This window comes from Acidaminococcus sp. (assembly GCF_050873445.1).
Classification (GTDB): domain Bacteria; phylum Bacillota; class Negativicutes; order Acidaminococcales; family Acidaminococcaceae; genus Acidaminococcus.
Genome location: NZ_JBNMIU010000011.1, coordinates 23,381 through 44,057, shown reverse-complemented (window position 1 = coordinate 44,057; position 20,677 = coordinate 23,381). Strand labels below are relative to the sequence as shown.

Sequence of the window (20,677 nt, the reverse complement as noted above, 5' to 3'; positions counted from 1 at the left end):
TTGCCTACGCGTTACTCACCCGTTCGCCACTAAGAATTCACCGAAGCAAATTCTCCGTTCGACTTGCATGTGTTAAGCACGCCGCCAGCGTTCGTCCTGAGCCAGGATCAAACTCTCCAAAATAGATTATTTTGAAGAGCCGCTTGGCTCTCAAATACTAGCTTTCGATTTTTTTAACCTGGTTCTCATCCAGGTGACTCGGTCTCATCACTTCAAGTGACTTGACCCGCACATCTGTCAACAATATTTAGTTTTCAAGGTTCACCCTTGCCGCCTCATCGGCGACTTGATTATAATATCACGGGTCCCGTAATTTGTCAACAATAAAAATAAAAAAGGTGGCAAAAATTTTTCGCCACCTTTTTTCTCCGGCAATCAGTCCCTCATCACCGGCAATTACTTCTTCTCCACCTGGAATTTGAAATTGTCGATCACAGGCCGGTGATCCGTGCCGCCTTCTTTTACATCTTCGGTCAGCAGTGCCTGTACGATGATGGCCATCTCCAGCCGCTTCTTCTGGATCTTGCAGCCATAAGCGTACGGTTTCTCAATGGTCCCGTTGACCAGATCCGCATTGGCATGGCAGCCGCCGCTGCAGAAGAACCGTGCCCAGCAGGTACGGCAGTCAGCCTTCTTCATGACGTGCATATGACGGAAATACTGGACCATATCTTTCTTCACGATGCCTGTATCCAGGGTACCCATCTTATACTTTTCCCGGCCTACGAACTGATGGCAGGGATAAATGTCCCCTTCCGGAGTGATGGCAAAATATTCATGGCCTGCGCCGCAGCCGGCCAGCCGTTTGGCTACACATGGACCATTGTCCAGTGCCACGTTGAAGTGGAAGAAATCGAAAGGTTCCCCTGCCCGCTTTTTGGCCAGGTAAGCCCGTGCCAGTTTTTCGTATTCCTGATCCAGGATGGGCCAGTCTTCCTCGGTCAGCACCCAGGGTTCCGTGGTACCCACCACTGGTTCCATGGAAATCTCGGAACCCACATCCAGCATGGCCAGCACGTCATCACAGAAATGGGGATTGTAATGGGTATAGGTACCCCGCAGGTAGTAGTTTTTCCCGTGACGGGATTCGATCACCTTCCGGAAGCCTTTCACAGCCGCATCATAGGATCCCACATGACCGGGATAGGGCCGCATATGGTCATGGGTCTTCTTGCTGCCGTCCAAAGACAGTACCAGCATCACCCGATTGTCGTTCAGATATTTCACGATTTCATCGGTGAGCAGAGTCCCGTTGGTAGTCAGAGTCAGTTTGATGTTCTTACCTGTTTCTTTTTCCCGCTGCCGTACATAGTCTACGATGTACTTCACCACGGGTATATTCATCAGCGGTTCACCGCCGAACAGGTCCAGTTCCAGATTATGCCGCTGTTTACTGCCCTTGATGGCGAATTCAATGGCCTTGCAGGCCACTTCCTTACTCATGAGCGCACGATGGCCGCCAAAGTCCCCTGTATCGGCAAAGCAGTAGCCGCAGCGCAGATTGCAGTCATGGGCCACATGCAGGCACAGAGATTTCAGCACCGGTTCATCGGAAAAGGTATCGGGGACCGGGAAATCCGGGGAGAACAGCAGCCCTGCCTTCTGCAGGTCCTGCAGTTCTTCCAGTGCTTCATCGATATCTTCCCGGGGATATTTTCCGGCAAAGTGTGCCTTGGTCTCTTCTACATTCTTGCCGTCGTAAAAGCCCAGCAAGTCATAAATCATGGCGTCGATAATGTGCACGGCGCCGCTGTTCACGTCCAGGACCACATAGTTGTCGTCCAGATGCATTCTATGGATCAGCAAAATTATCCGCCCTTCTGTTACAAGTTACAAGAAAACGGCTCCCCGCTCATGCAGGGAGCCTCCATTGCATAACCGAAATTATGCTTTTTCGCAAACCTGGTTGCCTACCGTGCAGGAAGTCTTGCAGGCAGATTGGCAGGATGCCGGGCATTCGCCGCAGCCGCCGGTTCTCAGGGTCTTTTTCAGCATTTCTTTATTCACAGTTTTGATTCTTTTTGCCATCATCGTTTCCTCCCTATCTCAAGTTTCTAATTCATTGTATATGTTTTTCGTCCAGAACGCAAGTCCTTCTCCCGGATATTCTTTTTCGGAGTGCTCAGTTCAGGTGCAGTTTGGCCCGCAGCTGGTAATAATGGCTGATGATCCAATTGGAATCCAAGCCGGTCTGGTCGATGTAGCCCTGGATCTGGGCCCTTTTCAGGTCGTACTGGAAACAGCCCAGATTTTCTGGTTTGTTCTGGAACACATTCACCCGGCGCAGCCGCATGAGCGGAGTCTTATCGGTGTTGACCCCCACCCGGCCGTCCACCCCGGCAATATACCCGGCTTTTTCCACCTGAGCCGCAATGGCATCGCTGGCAGAACCATTGGGATAGGAGAAAGTCAGGCCTTCCGGCGGATTATAGATGCCCTTCATGTGCTCCATGGAAGTGGTCAATTCGTAATCCACCTGTTCCGGCGTCATATTCTCCAGGGGTTTGTGATTGAAGGTATGGGAACCCAGGGTCCAGCCGTATTTCAGCAGTTCATGTTCCTGGTTCCAGTCCAGGTATCCCGGCCATCCCTCATATTTCACGGCCATGTACATATTGCCCACAAAGCCGTACTTTTTCAGGATGGGTGCGGCATAGGTCAGGTTGTCCAGATACCCGTCGTCGAAGATCAGGACGCAGGTCTTGTGGAATTTTTTTCCTTCCTTGCGCCCCTTTACATAGTCCGCCAGGGTAATGGTCTTCCAGCCGCTGTCCTTCAGGTATTTAATCTGCTCTTCGAAGGCTTCCGGCGGCATGGTATACGGATCGTCATGGCCCGGTTCCACCCTGTGATAGGCGAAAATCGGCACGGTTTCCTCGCAGAAGCGGGGAAAATCCGCCTTTACATACTCATACCCGCCATACCCGATACCACACAGTACAGCCAGAATTGCCAACACGATAATCAGTTTTTTCATTGCTCCCCATCCTTCAATTTTTCTGCAATCTGTTCCAACTTCTTCAGCCGGTGGTTGAACCCGGATTTCCCCACATTGTCTTCTGTCAAAGCCGCCAGTTCCCCCACCGAAAGGTCCTGGTGTTCCCGCCGAAGCCGGGCTGCCTCCTGCAGGGCTTCAGGCAGGGTGGAAAGCCCCACCGTATCCTCGATGACCCGGATGGCACGCAAAGTCCGCACCGCCGCTTTCACTACCTTGTTCAGGTTGGCGGTCTCGCAGTTCACCTGCCGGTTCACCTGGTTGCGCATATCCTTCAGCACCCGTACATTCTCGAATTCAAGGTAGGAATTCTGGGCACCGATCAGAGACAGGAACGAGGCAATGGCATTGCCTTCCTTCAGATAGACGATATACGAATTCTTCCGGTCCACGATCCGGGCTGGAAGGCCGAAGCCTTTTATGATTTTCTGGATGAACTGGCCCATGTCCATATTGTCACAAATCAGTTCCAGATGGTAATCGCTGATGGGCTTGTTCACAGACCCCCCTGCCAAAAATACGCCCCGCAGGAAGGACCTTTTTTCCTCCTCTTTCCGCAGCAGCACCCGTCCCGCCTCGTCCAAAGGCGTCAGCAGATGGAGCCGGCTGAGAGCTGCCCGGGCTGCATCAGAAGGGATCACGTGGACCTGATACCGATTGTTCTTCTTCAACCGTCGGCTCCGGGTCACGATGACCTCCGTCTGTACCGGGAAATTGTTCTTCAAAAGCCGCAGCACCCGCCGGGCCAGAGCCGCATTTTCGGTGGTGAAATGGATACCCACCTTACGGCCGCTGAGAGAAACAGAGCCGCTGATGCGCAGCAGACCGAACAGTTCGGCCTGTTCACAGCCGTGGTTTTCCCCCTCCAGCCGGGCCACTTCATTTTTCACATCATGGGAAAATGACATGGTCAGGCCTCCTTCTTACGGGCATGCTTCCGCAGTTCCTGCATGGTCTGCCGGGCAAAGAAGTAATCAAAGAACCGGATGCCCTTGCCGAACAGTTTCAGCCGGTAGATCAGGGCGATGATGGCCTTGGCCAGTTTCAGCGGATTGTGCCGTACCAGGTCGCTGTCATTCAGCAGTTTGGCCGGTACACAGTCGATTCCCAGATTCTCGATTTTCTCTACATCCGGCGATACCGGCATAGCCCCTTCTTTTTCGTACTTGGCCAGTGTCTCCGGTGCCGCCTTCTGTTCGTTGACGATCACATAGTCCAGGCACTGGCAGCCCATATGCCGGATGATAGCCTGCACATGTTCGTAGGCCCCGTAACCGTCTGTTTCTCCGGGCTGGGTCATCACATTGCACACGTAAATCTTCACAGCCTTGGATTTGATTACGGCTTCCCGGATGCCGGGCACGATCAGGCTGGCCAGCACACTGGTGTACAGGCTGCCAGGCCCCAGGATGATGGCGTCGGCCTTCAGGATGGCATCCACCGCCCGCCGGGAGGCCCGGGGATTCTCCGGTTCCGTCATCAGCTTCACAATCTTGTGGGGCGAGGCCGTAATGGAACTTTCCCCGATGACCGTACTGCCGTCGTCCATCAGGGCTTTCAGCTGGATGTTGTCCGTGGTATTGGGCCACACATGGCCCCGCACCTTCAGGATCTCGCAGGTGGCAGCGATGCCTCTTTCCATGTCTCCGCCCTCTACATCACTCATGGCCGCAATGAACAAATTACCCAGATTGTGACCGCTGAGGGCGCTGCTCTTGAACCGATACTGCATCACTTTTTCCATCAGGGGTTCTGTATCGGACAATGCCACCAGACAGTTCCGCATATCCCCGGGCGGCAGGATGCCCAGTTCTTTCCGCAGCCGGCCGGAAGAACCTCCGTCGTCAGCCGTGGTCACCACCGCCGTACAGTTGTTGGTGATCAGTTTGATACCCCGGAGCAGCACGGAAAGCCCGGTGCCACCGCCGATGACCACCACACTTGGCCCCTTGTCCAGCTTCTGCTGGGTAAAGATCAGTTCCCGCAGAGATTCCTTTTCTCCGGGCATGACGGCGTTGATGACCGTCTTGATGACATGGGCAGCTCCCAGGATCATGCATATCAGTCCAAGGAACACACTGAAGGCTCCCAGTGCCGTCATGGTGGACTGGTAATATTCACCCCCGAAATAGTTGATGAATTTCAGGACCAATGCCTCCAGCAGCCCCACGAATTGATAGTTGAAGATTAAAGTGACTCCCACGCAGGCCAGCACCGTACCCAGCGCAAAAAGGAACAGCCAGCGCTTCAGGTTCAGCCCCGGGTATAACCACTTTATCCATTTCATATACATTCACCTATTTCTTGATCAAATCTCGATGGAGCACCTGGGCTCCGTAGCCGCAGCTCTTGATGAATTTTCCCAGCTGGTTGGCAATGAACACGCTCCGGTGCCGTCCTCCGGTACAGCCTACGTCGATCATCAGCTGGCTCTTCCCTTCCTGTACGTACTGGGGCAGCAGGAACTGGATCAGGGCAAACAGCCGCTTCTCGAATTCTTCCGTCACAGGTTTGTCCTGGATGTAGTCGATCACCGGCTGGTCATTGCCGCACAGGTTCTTCAGTTCCGGGATATAGAACGGATTGGGCAGGAACCGCACATCAAAGACCATGTCACAGTCCAGCGGAATCCCATATTTGAATCCGAAGGACTGGACCAGGATGTTCATGGGAGGCAGTTCTCCGCCCTTGCCGAACAGCTGGACAATCTTATTGCGCAGCTGCTTCGTCGTAGTCCGGGACGTATTGATGATAGTGGTGGCACGCCGGCGCACCTGACTCAGGATTTCCCGTTCCCGTGCGATATCCGCACTGAGTCCGTTTTCGCCGGCCAGCGGATGCCGCCGCCGTGTCTCTTTATACCGCCGCACCAGGGTTGCATCGTCCGCATCCAGAAAGACAAGCTCGTAATGGATACCTCCCTGGGTCAGCTGATCCAGCACCTTGCTGAAATCTTTGAAGAATTTCCCGCCCCGGATGTCCACCACCAGCGCCAGCTGTGCATCCTGGTTCTTGGTCTGCAGGCACAATTCAATGAACTTCGGGATAAAAGTCGGGGGAAGGTTGTCCACGCAAAAATAGCCCAGATCTTCCAGCGTACGCATAACCTGCGTCTTCCCCGCGCCGGACATCCCTGTGATAAGTAACGTTCTCGTCATTGACATTCCACCCCCTGGAGGCAAAAGATTGATACAGAATATTATACAATGACCAAAAAGTTTATGTAAAGTTTTATTCTTCCGGTACCTGCACCTGTTCTGTCAGGATGCTGTTCAGGATCACGGCCACCCCATGGCGTTCATTGGGAGCCGTCACCACCCGGGCCGCCCGGCATACGGAATCTTTGGCGTTCCCCATGGCCACACCCAGGCCCGCATGGGTGATCATATCCAGATCATTGTCCGAATCCCCCACGCACATGAGTTCGTCTTCCTGGAAGCCTTCCCGTCTGGCCAGTACCTGCAGGGCATGCCATTTGTTGGTGGCGGGAGCCGTGATTTCCAGGAACCCCTTGGAAGAGCTGACGATCTTGATCCGGCCGGCATACTTCTGTTCCAGTTCTTCCCGCAGCTCCTTCACCTGCTTTGAAATGATCAGCAGCTTGTGGGGAGCCTGGGGCAGATGATGGATTTCGTTCCCCTTGACCTGGTAGGGTACCCGGGAGAATTTGGAATAGAAGCGTACCTCTTCGCAGTCCTTTTCCGTCCACAGGCAGTCATCCACATAGGCCTGGATGTAGATGCCCCGGGCCAGGCAGTCGTCCAGCAGGGGCTGAGCCACCTCCAGGGGAAGCGGCCAGGCGCCCAGCACTTCCCCGCTCCGGGGGTCTTTCAGCAGGGCTCCGTTATAGACCACCAGCGGATGGGTCATGCCCAGTTCTTTCGCATAAGGCAGGGCAGACCGGTACATCCGGCCGGTGGCCAGCGTCACATAATACCCGGCTGCGATGGCCTTCTTCACGGCCGCCGCATCTTCCGGGGCAATGTCCTTGTTCTTGTCCAGCAGGGTATCGTCCAGATCCAGGGCGATGCATTTGATACTCATGGTTTCCTCCTTTATCTATACCAAACCAACAAAAAAGAGCTGCCACTTTCGTGCGACAGCTCCTTCCGGCAATGTTAAGCTTCTTCAGAGAATTGATCCTTGCCTACGCCGCAGATCGGGCAAACCCAGTCTTCAGGCAGATCTTCGAATTTCGTGCCAGGGGCGATGTTGTGTTCCGGATCGCCGGCAGCTTCATCGTATACATAGCCGCAAACTTCGCAAACGTATTTTTTCATTGTATGTTCCCCCTCAAATTTTTTTATTCTTGTTGTTAGGATTATACCAGAGTCACCACCGGAGCGCAACCGTTTTTGAGAGTTTTTAGTAAAAATTATTGAAAAGGAATATTTCATTATTCTTTGATCAGGCGGCCCTTCCCCTGTTCCATTAATTCCTGCTTCTTCTGCAGATCCCCCTGGAGGAAGGTGTGGACCCGTTCGGCTACCACCCGGTTCATCCCGCTTACTGCCGCCAGGTCATCGATGCTTGCCTGACGCATAGCATCCAGGGAACCGAACCGTTTCCACAGAGCGGCTCGTCGTTTGGGTCCCATGCCGTCCAGATGGTCCAGCACGGAAACCAGATTCCTTTTGGCCAGCCGCTTCCGGTGGTACGTGATGGCAAACCGGTGGGCTTCATCCCGGATATGCTGGATCAGGTGCAGAGCCGGGGACATTTTGTCCAGAAGGATACTGGTATGGGCCCCTTCCTTGAAGATTTCTTCCTCCCGTTTGGCCAGGCCGATGACCGGCACATCGCTGATGCCCAGCCCCCGGATCACTTCCAAAGCCGAACTCAGCTGCCCCTTGCCGCCATCGATGACAATCAGGCTGGGCAGATCTTCCAGTTCCTTATACCGCCGGTACACCACTTCCTGCATGGATTTGAAGTCGTCAGGCTTCCCTTCCGTGGAACGGAGCTTGTAGCGCCGATAATCCTTTTTGCTGGGACTTCCGTTGCGGAACACCACCATGGAGGCTACGGTTTCCCGGCCCTGATTGTGGGAGATATCGAAGCAGTCCATCCGCTCCAGGGGTTTCGTGAGCCCCAGAGCCTTCTGCAGCTGTTCCGCCGCATCCAGGCCGGTGTCCAGGGACGCATGGCCCCGGCGCAGCCGCTCCTCCAGGTTCTTTTTGGCGTTGTTCACGGCCATGAGTACCAGTTCGTGCTTCAGGCCCCGCTGGGGCACCAGCAGGTTCACTGTCTTTTCATTCAGGGTGCTCAGCCACTGGGAGAGCAGGGTCCGGTCACTGTCCTCCAGTTCCTGGCTCACCAGGATTTCCCGAGGCGGCCGATGGTTCTCGTGGTAATACTGTTTCAGGAAATCCGCCAGGATCTCACTGCCCGGTTCACCCACTTCCTGGTCCAAAAAGAAGCTGTCCCGGCCCAAGATCTTGCCGCTGCGGATGAAGAACACCTGCACACAGACGCCGCTGTCATCCATGGCCAGACCCACCACATCCCGGTCGCCGCCTTCCGTGGTGGCTTTCTGCTTCTCCGCCAGCTTTCTCAGGTTCAGCAGAGAATCCCGGTACCGGGCCGCCGCCTCAAATTCCATTTTGTCCGAAGCCGCATACATCTTCTCCTTCAGTTCCTTTTCCAGCTGGCTCACTTTGCCGTCCAGCAGCATAAGTACCGAATCCACCAGCTGGCGGTATTCGCTCACCGGCACCTTCCCCGTACAGGGAGCCAGGCACCGGTGGAGATGATACTGGAGACAGGGCCGTCTGGCGTTCAGATTCCGGCAGTGCCGCAGAGGGAACATGGTACGGATCAGCTTCATAGTATCCCGCAGGGCTCCGGCATCCGCAAAGGGGCCATAATACCGTGCCCCGTCCTTCAGTACCCGCCGGGTGAGCACCATCCGGGGATAAGCCTCCTGCACCGTGATCTTCAGGTACGGATACGTCTTGTCATCCTTTAAGTCGATGTTGTACCGGGGCCGGTACTTCTTGATCAGGTTGCACTCCAGGATCAGGGCTTCCATCTCGCTGGCGGTGACAATGGTCTCGATGGAAGCCACATGGGCGTTGATTGCCCGCACCTTGGGCGACACCTGGCTGGCCGGACGGAAATAGCTCCGCACCCGGTTCTTCAGGATGACCGCCTTGCCCACATAGATGACCTTGCCCTGGGCATCGTGCATGATATAGACCCCCGGCGCATTGGGCAATACGGCCAGGGTCTCCTTGATGGCTTCATTCATTGCAGGACCTTCTTCACATACTGGCCCGTGTAGGATTCCGGTACCCGGGCCACTTCTTCCGGCGTGCCGGTGGCAATCACCGTGCCGCCCCGATCGCCGCCTTCAGGTCCCAGATCGATCAGGTAATCGGCGCTCTTAATCACATCCAGGTTATGCTCGATGACCACCACAGTGCTGCCCGCATCCACCAGGCGCTGGAGGACTTCCAGCAGCTTGTGCACATCGGCCATGTGGAGTCCGGTGGTCGGTTCGTCCAGAATGTACAGGGTCCGCCCCGTATTCACCTTGGCCAGTTCCGTAGCCAGTTTCACCCGCTGGGCTTCGCCGCCCGACAGAGTGGTGGCCGCCTGGCCCAGCCGGATATAGCCCAGCCCCACATCCTCCAGGACCTGGAGCTTCCGCAGGATCCGCTGCTGGTTGCTGAAGTACTGGCAGGCCTCGCTGACGGTCATATCCAGCACTTCGGCGATATTTTTGCCTTTGTAATGGACTTCCAGGGTTTCCCGGTTATAGCGAGTCCCCTTGCACACCTCACAGGGCACGTACACATCGGGCAGGAAATTCATCTCGATTTTCAGCAGACCATCGCCGTGGCAGGCCTCGCAGCGGCCCCCCTTCACATTGAAGCTGAACCGGCCCGGTTTGTAGCCCCGCAGCTTGGCGTCATTTGTGGTGCTGAACAGAGCCCGGATCAAATCGAAAGTACCCGTATACGTAGCCGGATTGGATCGGGGCGTACGCCCGATGGGACTCTGGTCGATGTTGATGACCTTGTCGATGTTCTGGATGCCCAGGATCTTATCGTGGAGGGCTGGCCGTTCCCGGGCCCCCATGAGTTTCTTGGCCAGGGCCTTGTACAGAATATCGTTCACCAGAGTACTCTTGCCGCTGCCGCTGACCCCGGTAACCACGGTCAGGGTGCCCAGCGGGATGGAAACGTCGATGTCCTTCAGGTTGTTGGCCCGGGCTCCCTTGATGGTCAGCTTCTTGCCGTTGCCCTTCCGCCGCTTTGCCGGCACAGGGATCTTCCTGGCCCCGCTGAGATACTGGCCGGTGATGGATTCAGGCACCCTGCTGATTTCCTCCGCTGTGCCCTGGGCCACCACATACCCTCCGTTCTCGCCGGCGCCGGGTCCGATATCGATGATCTGGTCCGCCGCCCGCATGGTATCCTCATCGTGTTCTACCACAATCAAGGTATTGCCCATATCCCGCAGGTTCTTCAGTGTCTCCAGCAGTTTGTCATTGTCCCGCTGGTGCAGGCCGATGCTGGGTTCATCCAGAATATAGAGCACGCCCACCAGGCCGGAACCGATCTGAGTAGCCAGCCGGATCCGCTGGGCCTCACCGCCGGACAGGGTAGCCGCCGCCCGGTTCAGAGTCAGATAGTCCAGTCCCACATTGTTCAAAAAGCTGAGCCGGGCCCGGATTTCCTTCAAGATCTGTTTGGCAATGAACGCATCCCGTTTCGACAGCTGCAGGTTGTTGAAAAAGTCCAGGCACTCCCGCACAGGCAGATCACACACCTGGCGGATGTTCTGATTGCCTACGGTGATGCCCAGTACTTCCGGACGCAGCCGGGCCCCATGACAGGTGGAACACTCGATGGCCGTCATGAAAGATTCATAGTCCAGCCGCTGGCTCTCGCTCATGGCGTCCCGCAGCCGCCGCTTCAGCAGAGGGATGATGCCTTCAAAGGGAGTGTGGTGCTCGTTGGTTTCCCCCATCATGTTCTCATAGGTAAAAGTGAATGTTTCATCAGGGATGCCCTCCAGCAGTTCCTTCTGAAACTTTTTCGGCAGCTCCTTCCAGCAGTTCTGCAGGGTAAATCCCCGGCTCTTCAGCACCGCATCCAGCTGCCGCAGGAAATAGGACTTTACATTGGAACTTACCGCCGCAATGCCCCCCTGGTCGAAGGGACGGCTCTTATCAGGAATGATCAGATCCGGATCAAATTCCATGTGCTGCCCCAGGCCCATGCAGTCCGGACAGGCTCCGTAGGGGGCGTTGAAAGAAAACAGCCGGGGTTCGATTTCCGGCAGGCTGATGCCGCATTCTGCACAGGCGAACTTTTCGCTGTACACCTGGGTGGGCCCGCCGATCTGTTCGATGGCCACCGTACCTTCACCCAGCTTCAGGGCCGTCTCCAGGGAATCCGTCAGCCGGCTGCCCAGATTGGGCCGGGCCACCAGCCGGTCCACCACCACGGAGATGGTGTGCTTCTTCTTTTTATCCAGGATGATTTCCTCGTCCAGGGTCAGGATCTGGTCATCCACTTTCACCCGCACATACCCTGCCCGGCGGATCCGTTCCAGCACATTCCTGTGTTCTCCCTTGCGGCCCCGCACCACCGGTGCCAGGATCATGAACTTGGTCCCCTCCGGCAGTTCCAGCACTTTATCCGCAATCTGCTGGGGCGACTGCCGTTCGATCACCCTGCCGCATTTGGGACAGTGAGGCACCCCGATCCGGGCAAAGAGCAGCCGCAGGTAGTCATAGATTTCCGTGACCGTCCCTACCGTAGACCGGGGATTCCGGCTGGTGGTCTTCTGGTCGATGGAAATGGCCGGGGACAAGCCGCCGATGTAATCCACATCCGGTTTGTCCATCTGGCCCAGAAACTGCCGGGCATAGGCTGACAGGCTCTCCACATACCGCCGCTGGCCCTCGGCGTAGATGGTGTCGAAGGCCAGGGAGGATTTTCCGCTGCCTGAAAGGCCGGTGATCACCACCAGCTTGTTCCGGGGAATTTTCAATGATATATTTTTCAGGTTGTGCTGCCGCGCACCCTGGATGACGATATAGTCTTCATTCATGAGCTTTCCGCTGCTCTCCTTTCAGCAAAATCAGCTGATCCCGATATTCCGCTGCCAGTTCAAAGTCAAGCTCTTTGGCGGCTTCCTTCATTTTTTTCTCCAGCAGCCGGATCTGCTTATCCCGATCCCTGGGTGTCAATTTCTTCACACTCTTACTGGTATAACCCCGGGTGGCCGTATCATCCTCTTCCACCTTGGTCAGCTTGATCAGATCGACCACTTTCTTCTGGATAGTCCTGGGGATAATGCCGTGCGCCTGGTTAAAGGCCTCCTGTTTTTCCCGCCGCCGGGCTGTTTCACTGATGGCACGCTCCATGGAACCGGTAATGGTATCCGCATACATGATGACCCGTCCGTGAGCATTCCGGGCCGCCCGGCCGATGGTCTGGACCATGGCCGTGTCACTGCGCAGGAAGCCTTCCTTATCAGCGTCCAGGATGGCTACCAGACTCACTTCCGGCATATCCAGGCCTTCCCGCAGCAGATTGATGCCCACCAGCACGTCGAACTTGCCGGCCCGCAGGTCATGGATGATCTCCGCTCGCTCGATGGTGGCAATGTCCGAATGGAGGTAGCGTACCCGCACACCGGCAGTGGTCAGGTATTCCGTCAGGTCTTCCGCCATTTTCTTGGTCAGTGTGGTGACCAGTACCCGTTCCTTCTGGGCCGTCACCTTGTGGATCTCGCCCAGCAGGTCGTCGATCTGCCCCTTGATGGGTCGCACTTCAATTTTGGGATCCAGGAGACCCGTAGGCCGGATGATCTGTTCCACCACATTGTCCGTAGTCTCCATCTCGTAGGGACCGGGGGTGGCAGAAACGTAAATGATCTGCTTCCGGCGGGCCTGGAATTCGTCAAAGGTCAGGGGCCGGTTGTCCAGGGCAGAAGGCAGCCGGAACCCGTACTTCACCAGCTGCTGTTTCCGGCTCTGGTCCCCGGCGTACATGGCCCGCAGCTGGGGCAAAGTCACGTGGCTTTCGTCCACCACTGTCAAAAAATCCTCCGGAAAATAATCCACCAGAGTAAAAGGCGGTTCCCCGGGTTTCCGGCCGGTCAAGTGCCGGGAATAGTTCTCGATGCCGCTGCAGTACCCCAGTTCCTGCATCATCTCCAGGTCGTAGTTGGTCCTCTGTTCCAGGCGCTGGGCCTCCAGCAGCTTATCCTCGCCCTTCAGCACCTTCAGCCGGTCGTTCAGTTCCCTGCGGATGTCCCGCCGGGCCCGCTCCATGTTCTCATCACTGGTCACATAATGGCTGGCCGGAAAGATGGCCACATGAGTCCGCCTGTCAATCACTTCCCCGTTCAAGATATCGATTTCGCTGATGCTGTCCACTTCATCGCCGAACAGCTCGATGCGGATGGCCTTTTCCCCGTAGCTGGAGGGGACCACCTCGATCACATCTCCCCGCACCCGGAACTTGCCCCGCTCCAGCACCAGGTCGTTGCGGTCATAGCGGATCTTTACCAGTTTTTCCAGGATGGCATCCCGATCCACCTGCTGTCCCACCCGCAGAGACAGCACACTGTCGTAGTAATCTTTCGGGGCGCCCAACCCGTAGATGCAGGAAACGGACGCCACCACGATCACGTCCCGCCGCTCCATCAGGGCCGAAGTGGCCGAGTGGCGCAGTTTATCGATTTCATCATTGATGGAAGAATCTTTTTCGATATACGTATCCGTTGCCGGGATGTAGGCTTCCGGCTGGTAATAGTCATAATAGGAAACGAAATACTCCACCGCATTGTCGGGGAAGAATTCCTTGAATTCACTGCACAGCTGGGCGGCCAGCGTCTTGTTGTGGGCGATGACCAAAGTGGGTTTCTGCACTTTCTGGATCACCTGGGCAATGGTATAGGTCTTGCCCGTCCCCGTAGCCCCCAGCAGCACCTGGGTATGGAGCCCCTCCTCCACCCCTCTGGCCAGGGCATCGATGGCTTCCGGCTGGTCCCCGGCAGGAGCAAAGGGAGCATGGATTGTAAATGGCATGATGTTTCTCCTTTGGGTTTCGATTCACTTTCAATTATACCATATGAGGAAAGGCAACTGACTGGAGAGTCTTTCTTTTCCATGGAAAGATAGTGTATAATAAAACGATACGAAAAAGGAGGAAGACATGCATTTTTCATTAAAATCGCTTCTGGCGGCCGGTTTTCTCTGCCTGGCGCTGGGATCCAGGGCGGATGCCTCACCCAAGATCCTGTATGTGCCCCTGGACAACCGTCCTGTCTGTCTGGAATATACTGCGGATACGGCCAAGGCAGCCGGCTATCCCCTGACCGTGCCTCCGGAAAAAGACCTGTCTGACCAGAAAAGCGAAGGCAATAACGAAGCCCTGTGGAACTGGCTGGAACAGGAAGCGCCCCATGCCCAGGCAGCCGTCATCGCCACGGACAGCCTGAACTACGGCGGACTGGTGGCTTCCCGGAAGCACCACCATCTGGAAAAATACCTGAAGGAAAAAGTCCAGCGCCTGGAAAAGCTGAAGAAAGACAATCCGGGGCTGAAGATCTATGCGTTCAGCACCATCATGCGGACCCCCCAGCAGAGCATCGGCAAGGTGGAGCCGGGCTACTATCAGCAATATGGTCCCAAGATCTTCCGGCTGTCCCAGCTGCAGGATAAAGAGGACCAGGAGGGTTCCCTGACCTTTCCGGAAATCCAGGAACGGCAGACCCTGCTGGCCCAGATTCCCAGTTCGGTGATGCGTGACTGGAAGACCCGCCGGCTGATGAATTTCCAGACCAACAAACGACTGATCCGGCTGTGCCAGAACGGCACTTTCCATTACTTCGCCCTGGGCAAAGACGATGATGCACCCCTGTCCCAGACCCATATGGAAGCCCGCCACCTGAAATACGTAGGCGACGGAGTCACGGAAAACCGGTTCCAGATCCTGCCCGGCGTGGATCAGGTGGGGTTGCTGCTGGTGACCCGGGCCATCAATGAGATCCGCGGAGAAAAGCCCAGAGTCTATCCCCTATTCGCACCTGGCGTGGGCGGCAACACCATCCCCTTGTATTCCGATGAACGGGCGGCCGATTCCGTACACAACCAGATTCTGGCCAGCGGCGGCATCGAGACCAGCCACCTGAAAAAAGCTGACCTGGTGCTGGCGGTGAACACCCCGGAAGACGGCAGCTGCCTGGATTCCACGGCCAATGACAACGCCCCCTACCCCAGCAGGGCCAACCGGGAATTTGCCAATGACCTGGCGGATCTGGAGGAACAGAAGCCCGTGGCCCTGGCAGATATTTCCTTTGCCAACGGTGCGGATAACGGCTTTATGCAGGCTATGACCGATACGGAAGGCCTGCTGGGCCTGACGGCTTATTCCGGCTGGAACACCGCAGACAACAGCATCGGGTTCGCCCTGAGCCAGGGCATCCTGAGCAAACGGATGAAACCCGCCGAACGGGAGCGGTTACTGAAGACCCGGCTGCTGGATGACTGGATCTATCAGGCCAATGTGCGGTACCGGATCAGCCTGGGCATCGATCAGCACGATTTCATGTTGAAATATGACCTGGGAAAATATTATAATCGTATCCTGAGCGGAACCAACCGGATGTTCCGCCAGTACGTGGAGGATGAACCCACCCTGAAAGGAACGTCCTTTACTGTGGAATTCCCCTGGAACCGGATGTTCGAGGTGGATATAAAGGTAAAATAGGAGGATATTATGGCAAAAAACAGCTCTTTCGACATTGTTTCGCAAATCGACATGCAGGAACTGGACAATGCATTGAACCAGACCCGGAAGGAAATCTCCCAGCGGTATGATTTCCGCGGATCCAATGCCTCCCTGGAATTGGCCGACGATGAACTGAAACTGGCGGCCGAAGATGAATACAAACTGGGCGCCATCCTGGATATCCTGCGGCAGCGCATGGCTAAAAGAGGCCTTTCCCTGCGGGCCCTGGAACCAGGCAAAGTGGAACCGGCCGCCAAAGGCAGCGTCCGCCAGACGTTGAAACTGAAACAAGGCATCGACAAAGAAACCGCCAAGAAGATCACCGCTGCCATCAAGGCCGCCAAGATCAAGGTCACTGCCCAGGTGCAGGACAACCAGGTCCGGGTCTCCGGTCCGAAGAAAGACGATCTGCAGGCCGTGATCCAATTGGTAAGAGGCCAGGATTTCGGCATCGATCTGCAGTTCATCAATTTGAGATAAGCCACGAGCCATTGGCCACTGGCCGAAGGAAAGAACCCTTCAAAAAGGGGGAGTGAAAAATCATTTTTTCACTCCCCCTTTTCTTTTTTCCATTGGATGCACCAGCTGCCAGCGGTAGCGGATGGCAAAGAAACGCAGGGCTGCCACCATGAATGCACCCAGAAAGGGTGCCAGATCCTGGCTTTCGAAATGCCAGCACAGGCACATCATGAGGCTCCCGGCCAGAGATGCTGTGGCATACACATCTGCCGTGAGCACACTGGGTACACGCTGGGCCATCAGATCCCGGAGCACACCGCCGCCCACAGCCGTAATCAGCCCCAGCATTACCGGATACACATAGGTATGGATGTTCCCCTGGGATAACCCGGTCAGGGTGCCTGTCACCGTAAAAGAAGCCAGGCCCACTGTATCCGCCGCCACATAGAAAAAAGTGATGATCTGCTTCTTCCGCCCGGCAATCCGATAAGACGCAAACAGCCAGGACATGGCCAGTGCTGTCAGCACGGACAGCAGCAGGTTCCCCGGGTTCTCCAGGGCCATGGGCGGCGTATACCCGGCCAGCACGTCCCTGATCACGCCCCCTCCCACAGCAGTCAGGACAGCCAGCACCGTAATGCCGAACACGTCCATATTTTTCACCATGCCCACGATGGCACCGGATACCGCAAAGGAAATGGTCCCGGCGATTTCAAACAGATTCCACAACTGAAGCATCGTTCCTCCTCATCCCAGCACCCGCAGCAGTTCCGCACAGCTGGTCTCTCCCGCCAAAACCTTCTCCCGTCCGTCTTCGAATAAGGGCCGCATCCCTTCCTGCCGGGCCAGGACCGCCAGTTCCCCTTCGCTTCGGCACTCGCAGATGCCCCGGCGCAGGGTTTCTGTAATCACCAGCACTTCCTGCAGGGGAAGGCGTCCGGCATATCCGGTATGGCGGCATTGTTCGCAGCCGGCGGCCCTGTACAGGGTCCGTGGCTCCTCCAGTCCCAGATACCGGCTTTCCCAGTCTGATTGTCCCACTTCGTACGCTTTTTTGCAATGGGGACACAGCCGCCGCACCAGAAGCTGCCCGGCCACGGCCTGCAGGGCAGAGGCCAGAAGATACGGTTCCACACCCATATCCAGCAGCCGGTTCACGGCGCCCACGGCGGTGTTGGTGTGCAGGGTGCTGAATACCCGGTGACCGGTAAGGGCGGCATGGATGCTCATGGAGGCGGTTTCTCCGTCACGGATTTCGCCCACCATGATGGTATCCGGATCCTGCCGCAGGATGCTGCGCAGGCAGCGGGCAAAAGTCAGGCCGATCTTCGGCTTCACTGTCACCTGGCTGATGCCCGGCAGCTGGTATTCCACCGGATCTTCCACCGTGATAATATTCTGTTCTTTCCGGTCCAGAGAAGCCAGCGCCGCATACAGAGTGGTAGATTTGCCACTGCCCGTGGGCCCGGTCACCAGGAACAGCCCATGGGGCTGACGCAGGGCCTGCTGCATTTTTTCCAGATTGACAACACTGAAGCCCAGCCGTTCCAGATCCAGCCGGATGGCTTCCCGGTCCAACAGCCGCAGCACCAGCTTCTCTCCGAACAGAGTGGGCAAGGAAGATACCCGCACATCCACCGGCCGCTCCTGCCAGGTACCTTGGAACCTGCCATCCTGGGGCAGCCGTTTTTCCCCGATGTCCATGCCTGCCAGAATTTTGAAGCGGGACAGTACCGGATCCTGAAGCTTTTTGGGTACGGTAATAAGAGCCTGCAGTACCCCATCCACCCGGCAGCGCACCCCCATCTGTTCTTTTCCCGGCTCCAGGTGGATGTCACTGGCTCCCCTTTCCAGGGCCGCATCCAGGATTTCGTTGGCCCAGCGTACAGCTGGAGCCGCCGTGTCCCCTTGATACGAATGCCCGGACAGAGACGAAAGCTGAAACCCGGAATGTGGATGATGATAAGATGACTGGAACATAGATGTCTCTCCCTTCACGAAACTGCAGATGTTGACCTTCTTTTTGCACTTGCTGCCGGTAGGGGTAGGAACACCGGCTGATTTTCCCTATAATGGGATTGAAAAAGCAAGAAAAACCAGATTATTTGCAAGGAGGTCCACCATGTTCACGCTTTTCCCCGTACTCCAATCCCTTCCAGCTTCCCGCAGGCTCCTGCTCCTGCTCCCCCTTCCCCTGGCAGTAGCCGGTGTCCTGGCCTGGCCCCAGGACGAAGATACCCCATATTTTCCGCCCGTCCCCACCCTGGCCGAGCAGAATTGGGAAAGTCCCTCGGAAAAGCCGTCCAATTCCCGAAAAGAAGTCCTGCCCCGGCGAGACCCTTTCCGGCCCCTGAACCATCCAGCACCCGAAAAGACGCTTCCAGCTCCGGCAGCTGCCCACCCGGGAGCAGCTCCGCAGAAAGCCGCACCGGCAGCCCCCGTTACACCCCATCGCCTGCTGGGCATCCTGACGGTCAAAGAGGAAAAACGGGCCCTGGTAGCCGGTCCCCAGGGAACGGCCCTGATTGCCCTGGGCGAAATACTGCCGGGAAAAGGGCCAGTGACCGCATTCCATGGAGCCTCTCTGGAATGTAACGGGCAGGAACTGCCTGTAGGGGAGGTGTGGGAATGAAACTGTTGCTCCTCAGCTGCCTGTTCTGTCTCCTGACCCCAGTACGCTGGGCACTGGCCGCTGACCCGGTGTCCCTTTCCGTCAAGGAAGCTCCCGTGCGGGACGTACTCCAGACCCTGGCCCAGCTGGCGGACCGGAACCTGGTCGTGGATCCTGATCTTTCCGGAACCATCTCCCTGGAACTGCGGGACGTTCCCTTCCGCCAAGCCCTTTCCATCGTCACCCGCAGCCAGGGCCTGGAATGCCGGGAGGAAAGCAATACGCTCTGGGTCAGCACCCCGGAAAAACTGGATGCCCGGTTCGGCCGGCTTTCCCTCCATCCCCTGGAATACATTTCTGCCAAAGAAACAGCCGAGACCTTAAAGCCCCTGTTCTCCTCTCCCCTGGCCTGGGACCGGGAGAGCAACGCTCTGCTGTTTCGGGGCACAGCAGGAGAAGTGGATCGGCTCAAGGAAGCCCTGTCCCTTCTGGACCGTCCCAGCCGCCAGATTACCCTGGAAGCCCGGATCCTTTCCCTAAACGAAGAAGCTTCCCGGGAACTGGGACTGAAGTGGAACTGGACCACCCTGCCTGCTTCCAGTGATCAACAGGACCATGGAGCCACGATTCACCTGGGCCACAGCTACACTGCAGGCCTGACGGGAATCCTCAGCGCCCTGTGTCAGCAGGGCAAAGCCAAGGTTCTGGCTACTCCCAGCATCATCACCCTGCCGGGCCGGGAAGCCAGCATCTTTATCGGCGACCACATCCCGGTGGTCACAGAAAAAGTCACCAACAGCACCACCACCCAGACCACAGAATACGTGGACGCCGGCATCCGGCTGTCCTATACTCCCTATCTGAGCCGGGACGGCCTGATCACCGCCCGGGTCCATACGGAAGTCAGTACTCCCACACTGATTACCGAACTGAAAAACTACCGGATCACCAGTCGCACGGCTGATACCCAGGTCCGTCTCCGGGAGCGGGAGACCCTGATCATCGGCGGTCTGATCAGCGAACAGGAGCAGAAAAAGCTGGAAGCCGTTCCTCTTCTGTCCAAACTCCCTCTGCTTGGCGAACTGTTCAAGTTCCGTTCCACCGCCCGCAGCCGCACAGAAGTATGCATGCTGCTGACACCCTATATCAGTGAACCGGGCCATTCTCCGGCAATCAGCCGCTTTCACCTTATTTCTCCTGCTCCGGCAGGCTCTTCATCTTCCTCACCCGTTCCAAAAACTGGTGAAGCACCCGTGCCGTAATGCCCCAGATGATTCGCCCCTTCCAGGGGTAGAAGAACACCTCATAGCCCGTGCGCACATTCCAGCCCTCCTGGAACCCGTAGGCCCACTGGCTGGGGAACCCCAGTTCCTGGCGGGTGCCGATGGAAATCTTGCCCACCACCGGAGCCATGGCCAGCAGCTCTTTCAGCGGAACCGCAAACACCTCTGCCACTTCATTTTGATCGATCACAAGGGGAGCTTTATCTGGCAAGATCCCGGCAAAGGGATAGATCAGGGGGCCGGAATACCCATAGAAATAATCCAGAGGGCCCAATACCTGGATGTCCTTTTCCGGGATACCCAGTTCTTCCCGGGTTTCCCGCAGAGCCGTGGCCAGCAGACTGGGATCCGTTTCCTCCCGATGGCCCCCGGGGAAGCAGATATCCCCCGGCTGCCAGTGCATTTTGGCAGACCGGACCTCAAACAGGATTTCCCACCCGTGTTTCGTCCAGCGCAGGGGCAGCAGCACAGCGCTCTCCCACAGCTTCAGGCTCCTGTCCACCCGCTGGCGCTGGTCCGGCCAGAGCGACTGCAGTGCGGTCCGTTGTTTCATTTCCTGTGTCATGGTAAG

General features: G+C 56.6%; 18 protein-coding genes and 1 rRNA gene. 4 read left to right on the top strand and 15 right to left on the bottom strand.

The window, feature by feature from the left end; genetic code table 11:
* From ACR0QW_RS03400 to uvrB, 12 genes are all read right to left on the bottom strand, one after another.
* Positions 1–123: ribosomal RNA gene (locus tag ACR0QW_RS03400) — 16S ribosomal RNA — on the bottom strand; the annotation flags it as partial.
* 273 nt (positions 124–396) lie between these two features.
* Entirely contained in the window at positions 397–1,806 is a 1,410-nt protein-coding gene (gene scfB, locus ACR0QW_RS03395) for a thioether cross-link-forming SCIFF peptide maturase (protein WP_432642319.1), read from the bottom strand.
* Positions 1,807–1,884: 78 nt separating this feature from the next.
* Positions 1,885–2,028 carry a six-cysteine ranthipeptide SCIFF gene (gene scfA, locus ACR0QW_RS03390; protein ID WP_071142269.1) on the bottom strand — a complete coding sequence of 48 codons (144 nt, stop codon included), beginning with the start codon at positions 2,026–2,028 and terminating at the stop codon, positions 1,885–1,887.
* Positions 2,029–2,122: 94 nt separating this feature from the next.
* Complete coding sequence (locus tag ACR0QW_RS03385) at positions 2,123–2,977, bottom strand: polysaccharide deacetylase family protein (RefSeq protein ID WP_432642318.1); 855 nt, start codon at positions 2,975–2,977, stop codon at positions 2,123–2,125.
* Complete coding sequence (whiA, locus tag ACR0QW_RS03380; protein ID WP_432642317.1) at positions 2,974–3,903, bottom strand: DNA-binding protein WhiA; 930 nt, start codon at positions 3,901–3,903, stop codon at positions 2,974–2,976. The genes ACR0QW_RS03385 and whiA overlap by 4 nt, the downstream gene beginning before the upstream one ends.
* 2 nt (positions 3,904–3,905) lie before the next feature.
* Positions 3,906–5,282 carry a gluconeogenesis factor YvcK family protein gene (locus ACR0QW_RS03375; RefSeq protein WP_432642316.1) on the bottom strand — a complete coding sequence of 459 codons (1,377 nt, stop codon included), beginning with the start codon at positions 5,280–5,282 and terminating at the stop codon, positions 3,906–3,908.
* 10 nt (positions 5,283–5,292) lie between these two features.
* Complete coding sequence (gene rapZ, locus ACR0QW_RS03370) at positions 5,293–6,159, bottom strand: RNase adapter RapZ (protein WP_432642315.1); 867 nt, start codon at positions 6,157–6,159, stop codon at positions 5,293–5,295.
* A gap of 67 nt (positions 6,160–6,226) precedes the next feature.
* The gene (locus ACR0QW_RS03365) at positions 6,227–7,039 is read right to left on the bottom strand and encodes a Cof-type HAD-IIB family hydrolase (RefSeq protein WP_432642314.1); all 813 of its coding nucleotides are present in this window, start codon (positions 7,037–7,039) and stop codon (positions 6,227–6,229) included.
* Positions 7,040–7,113: 74 nt separating this feature from the next.
* Positions 7,114–7,275, bottom strand: a complete 162-nt coding sequence (gene rd / locus ACR0QW_RS03360) for a rubredoxin (RefSeq protein WP_071142263.1) — start codon at positions 7,273–7,275, stop codon at positions 7,114–7,116.
* A gap of 116 nt (positions 7,276–7,391) precedes the next feature.
* Positions 7,392–9,245 (bottom strand): excinuclease ABC subunit UvrC, encoded by a 1,854-nt coding sequence (gene uvrC / locus ACR0QW_RS03355; protein WP_432642313.1) that lies wholly within the window; start codon positions 9,243–9,245, stop codon positions 7,392–7,394.
* Positions 9,242–12,061 (bottom strand): excinuclease ABC subunit UvrA, encoded by a 2,820-nt coding sequence (uvrA, locus tag ACR0QW_RS03350; RefSeq protein ID WP_432642312.1) that lies wholly within the window; start codon positions 12,059–12,061, stop codon positions 9,242–9,244. The genes uvrC and uvrA overlap by 4 nt, the downstream gene beginning before the upstream one ends.
* The gene (gene uvrB, locus ACR0QW_RS03345) at positions 12,054–14,048 is read right to left on the bottom strand and encodes an excinuclease ABC subunit UvrB (protein WP_432642311.1); all 1,995 of its coding nucleotides are present in this window, start codon (positions 14,046–14,048) and stop codon (positions 12,054–12,056) included. The genes uvrA and uvrB overlap by 8 nt, the downstream gene beginning before the upstream one ends.
* A gap of 127 nt (positions 14,049–14,175) precedes the next feature.
* On the opposite strand from uvrB, the gene ACR0QW_RS03340 reads away from it, so the two are divergent.
* Together ACR0QW_RS03340 and ACR0QW_RS03335 are read left to right on the top strand one after the other, a co-directional pair.
* Positions 14,176–15,732: a DUF4127 family protein gene (locus ACR0QW_RS03340; RefSeq protein WP_432642310.1), complete on the top strand. Its 1,557-nt coding sequence runs from the start codon at positions 14,176–14,178 to the stop codon at positions 15,730–15,732.
* Between the two features lie 9 nt (positions 15,733–15,741).
* Entirely contained in the window at positions 15,742–16,233 is a 492-nt protein-coding gene (locus tag ACR0QW_RS03335) for a YajQ family cyclic di-GMP-binding protein (protein WP_432642309.1), read from the top strand.
* Positions 16,234–16,293: 60 nt separating this feature from the next.
* On the opposite strand, the gene ACR0QW_RS03330 is transcribed toward ACR0QW_RS03335, so the two are convergent.
* Entirely contained in the window at positions 16,294–16,950 is a 657-nt protein-coding gene (locus tag ACR0QW_RS03330; protein WP_432642308.1) for a trimeric intracellular cation channel family protein, read from the bottom strand.
* Between the two features lie 9 nt (positions 16,951–16,959).
* Positions 16,960–18,192, bottom strand: coding sequence for a GspE/PulE family protein (locus tag ACR0QW_RS03325; RefSeq protein WP_432642307.1), 1,233 nt, complete (start codon positions 18,190–18,192; stop codon positions 16,960–16,962).
* Positions 18,193–18,334: 142 nt separating this feature from the next.
* Between ACR0QW_RS03325 and ACR0QW_RS03320 the strand changes: the two genes are divergently transcribed.
* Both ACR0QW_RS03320 and ACR0QW_RS03315 read left to right on the top strand, forming a co-directional pair.
* Entirely contained in the window at positions 18,335–18,844 is a 510-nt protein-coding gene (locus ACR0QW_RS03320) for a hypothetical protein (RefSeq protein ID WP_432642306.1), read from the top strand.
* Positions 18,841–20,085 (top strand): type II secretion system protein GspD, encoded by a 1,245-nt coding sequence (locus tag ACR0QW_RS03315; RefSeq protein WP_432642305.1) that lies wholly within the window; start codon positions 18,841–18,843, stop codon positions 20,083–20,085. The genes ACR0QW_RS03320 and ACR0QW_RS03315 overlap by 4 nt, the downstream gene beginning before the upstream one ends.
* Here ACR0QW_RS03315 and ACR0QW_RS03310 read toward each other — a convergent pair.
* Positions 20,012–20,671 carry an NUDIX hydrolase gene (locus ACR0QW_RS03310; protein ID WP_432642304.1) on the bottom strand — a complete coding sequence of 220 codons (660 nt, stop codon included), beginning with the start codon at positions 20,669–20,671 and terminating at the stop codon, positions 20,012–20,014. The two genes, ACR0QW_RS03315 and ACR0QW_RS03310, sit on opposite strands and share 74 nt — an antisense overlap.
* Positions 20,672–20,677 lie beyond the last annotated feature (6 nt).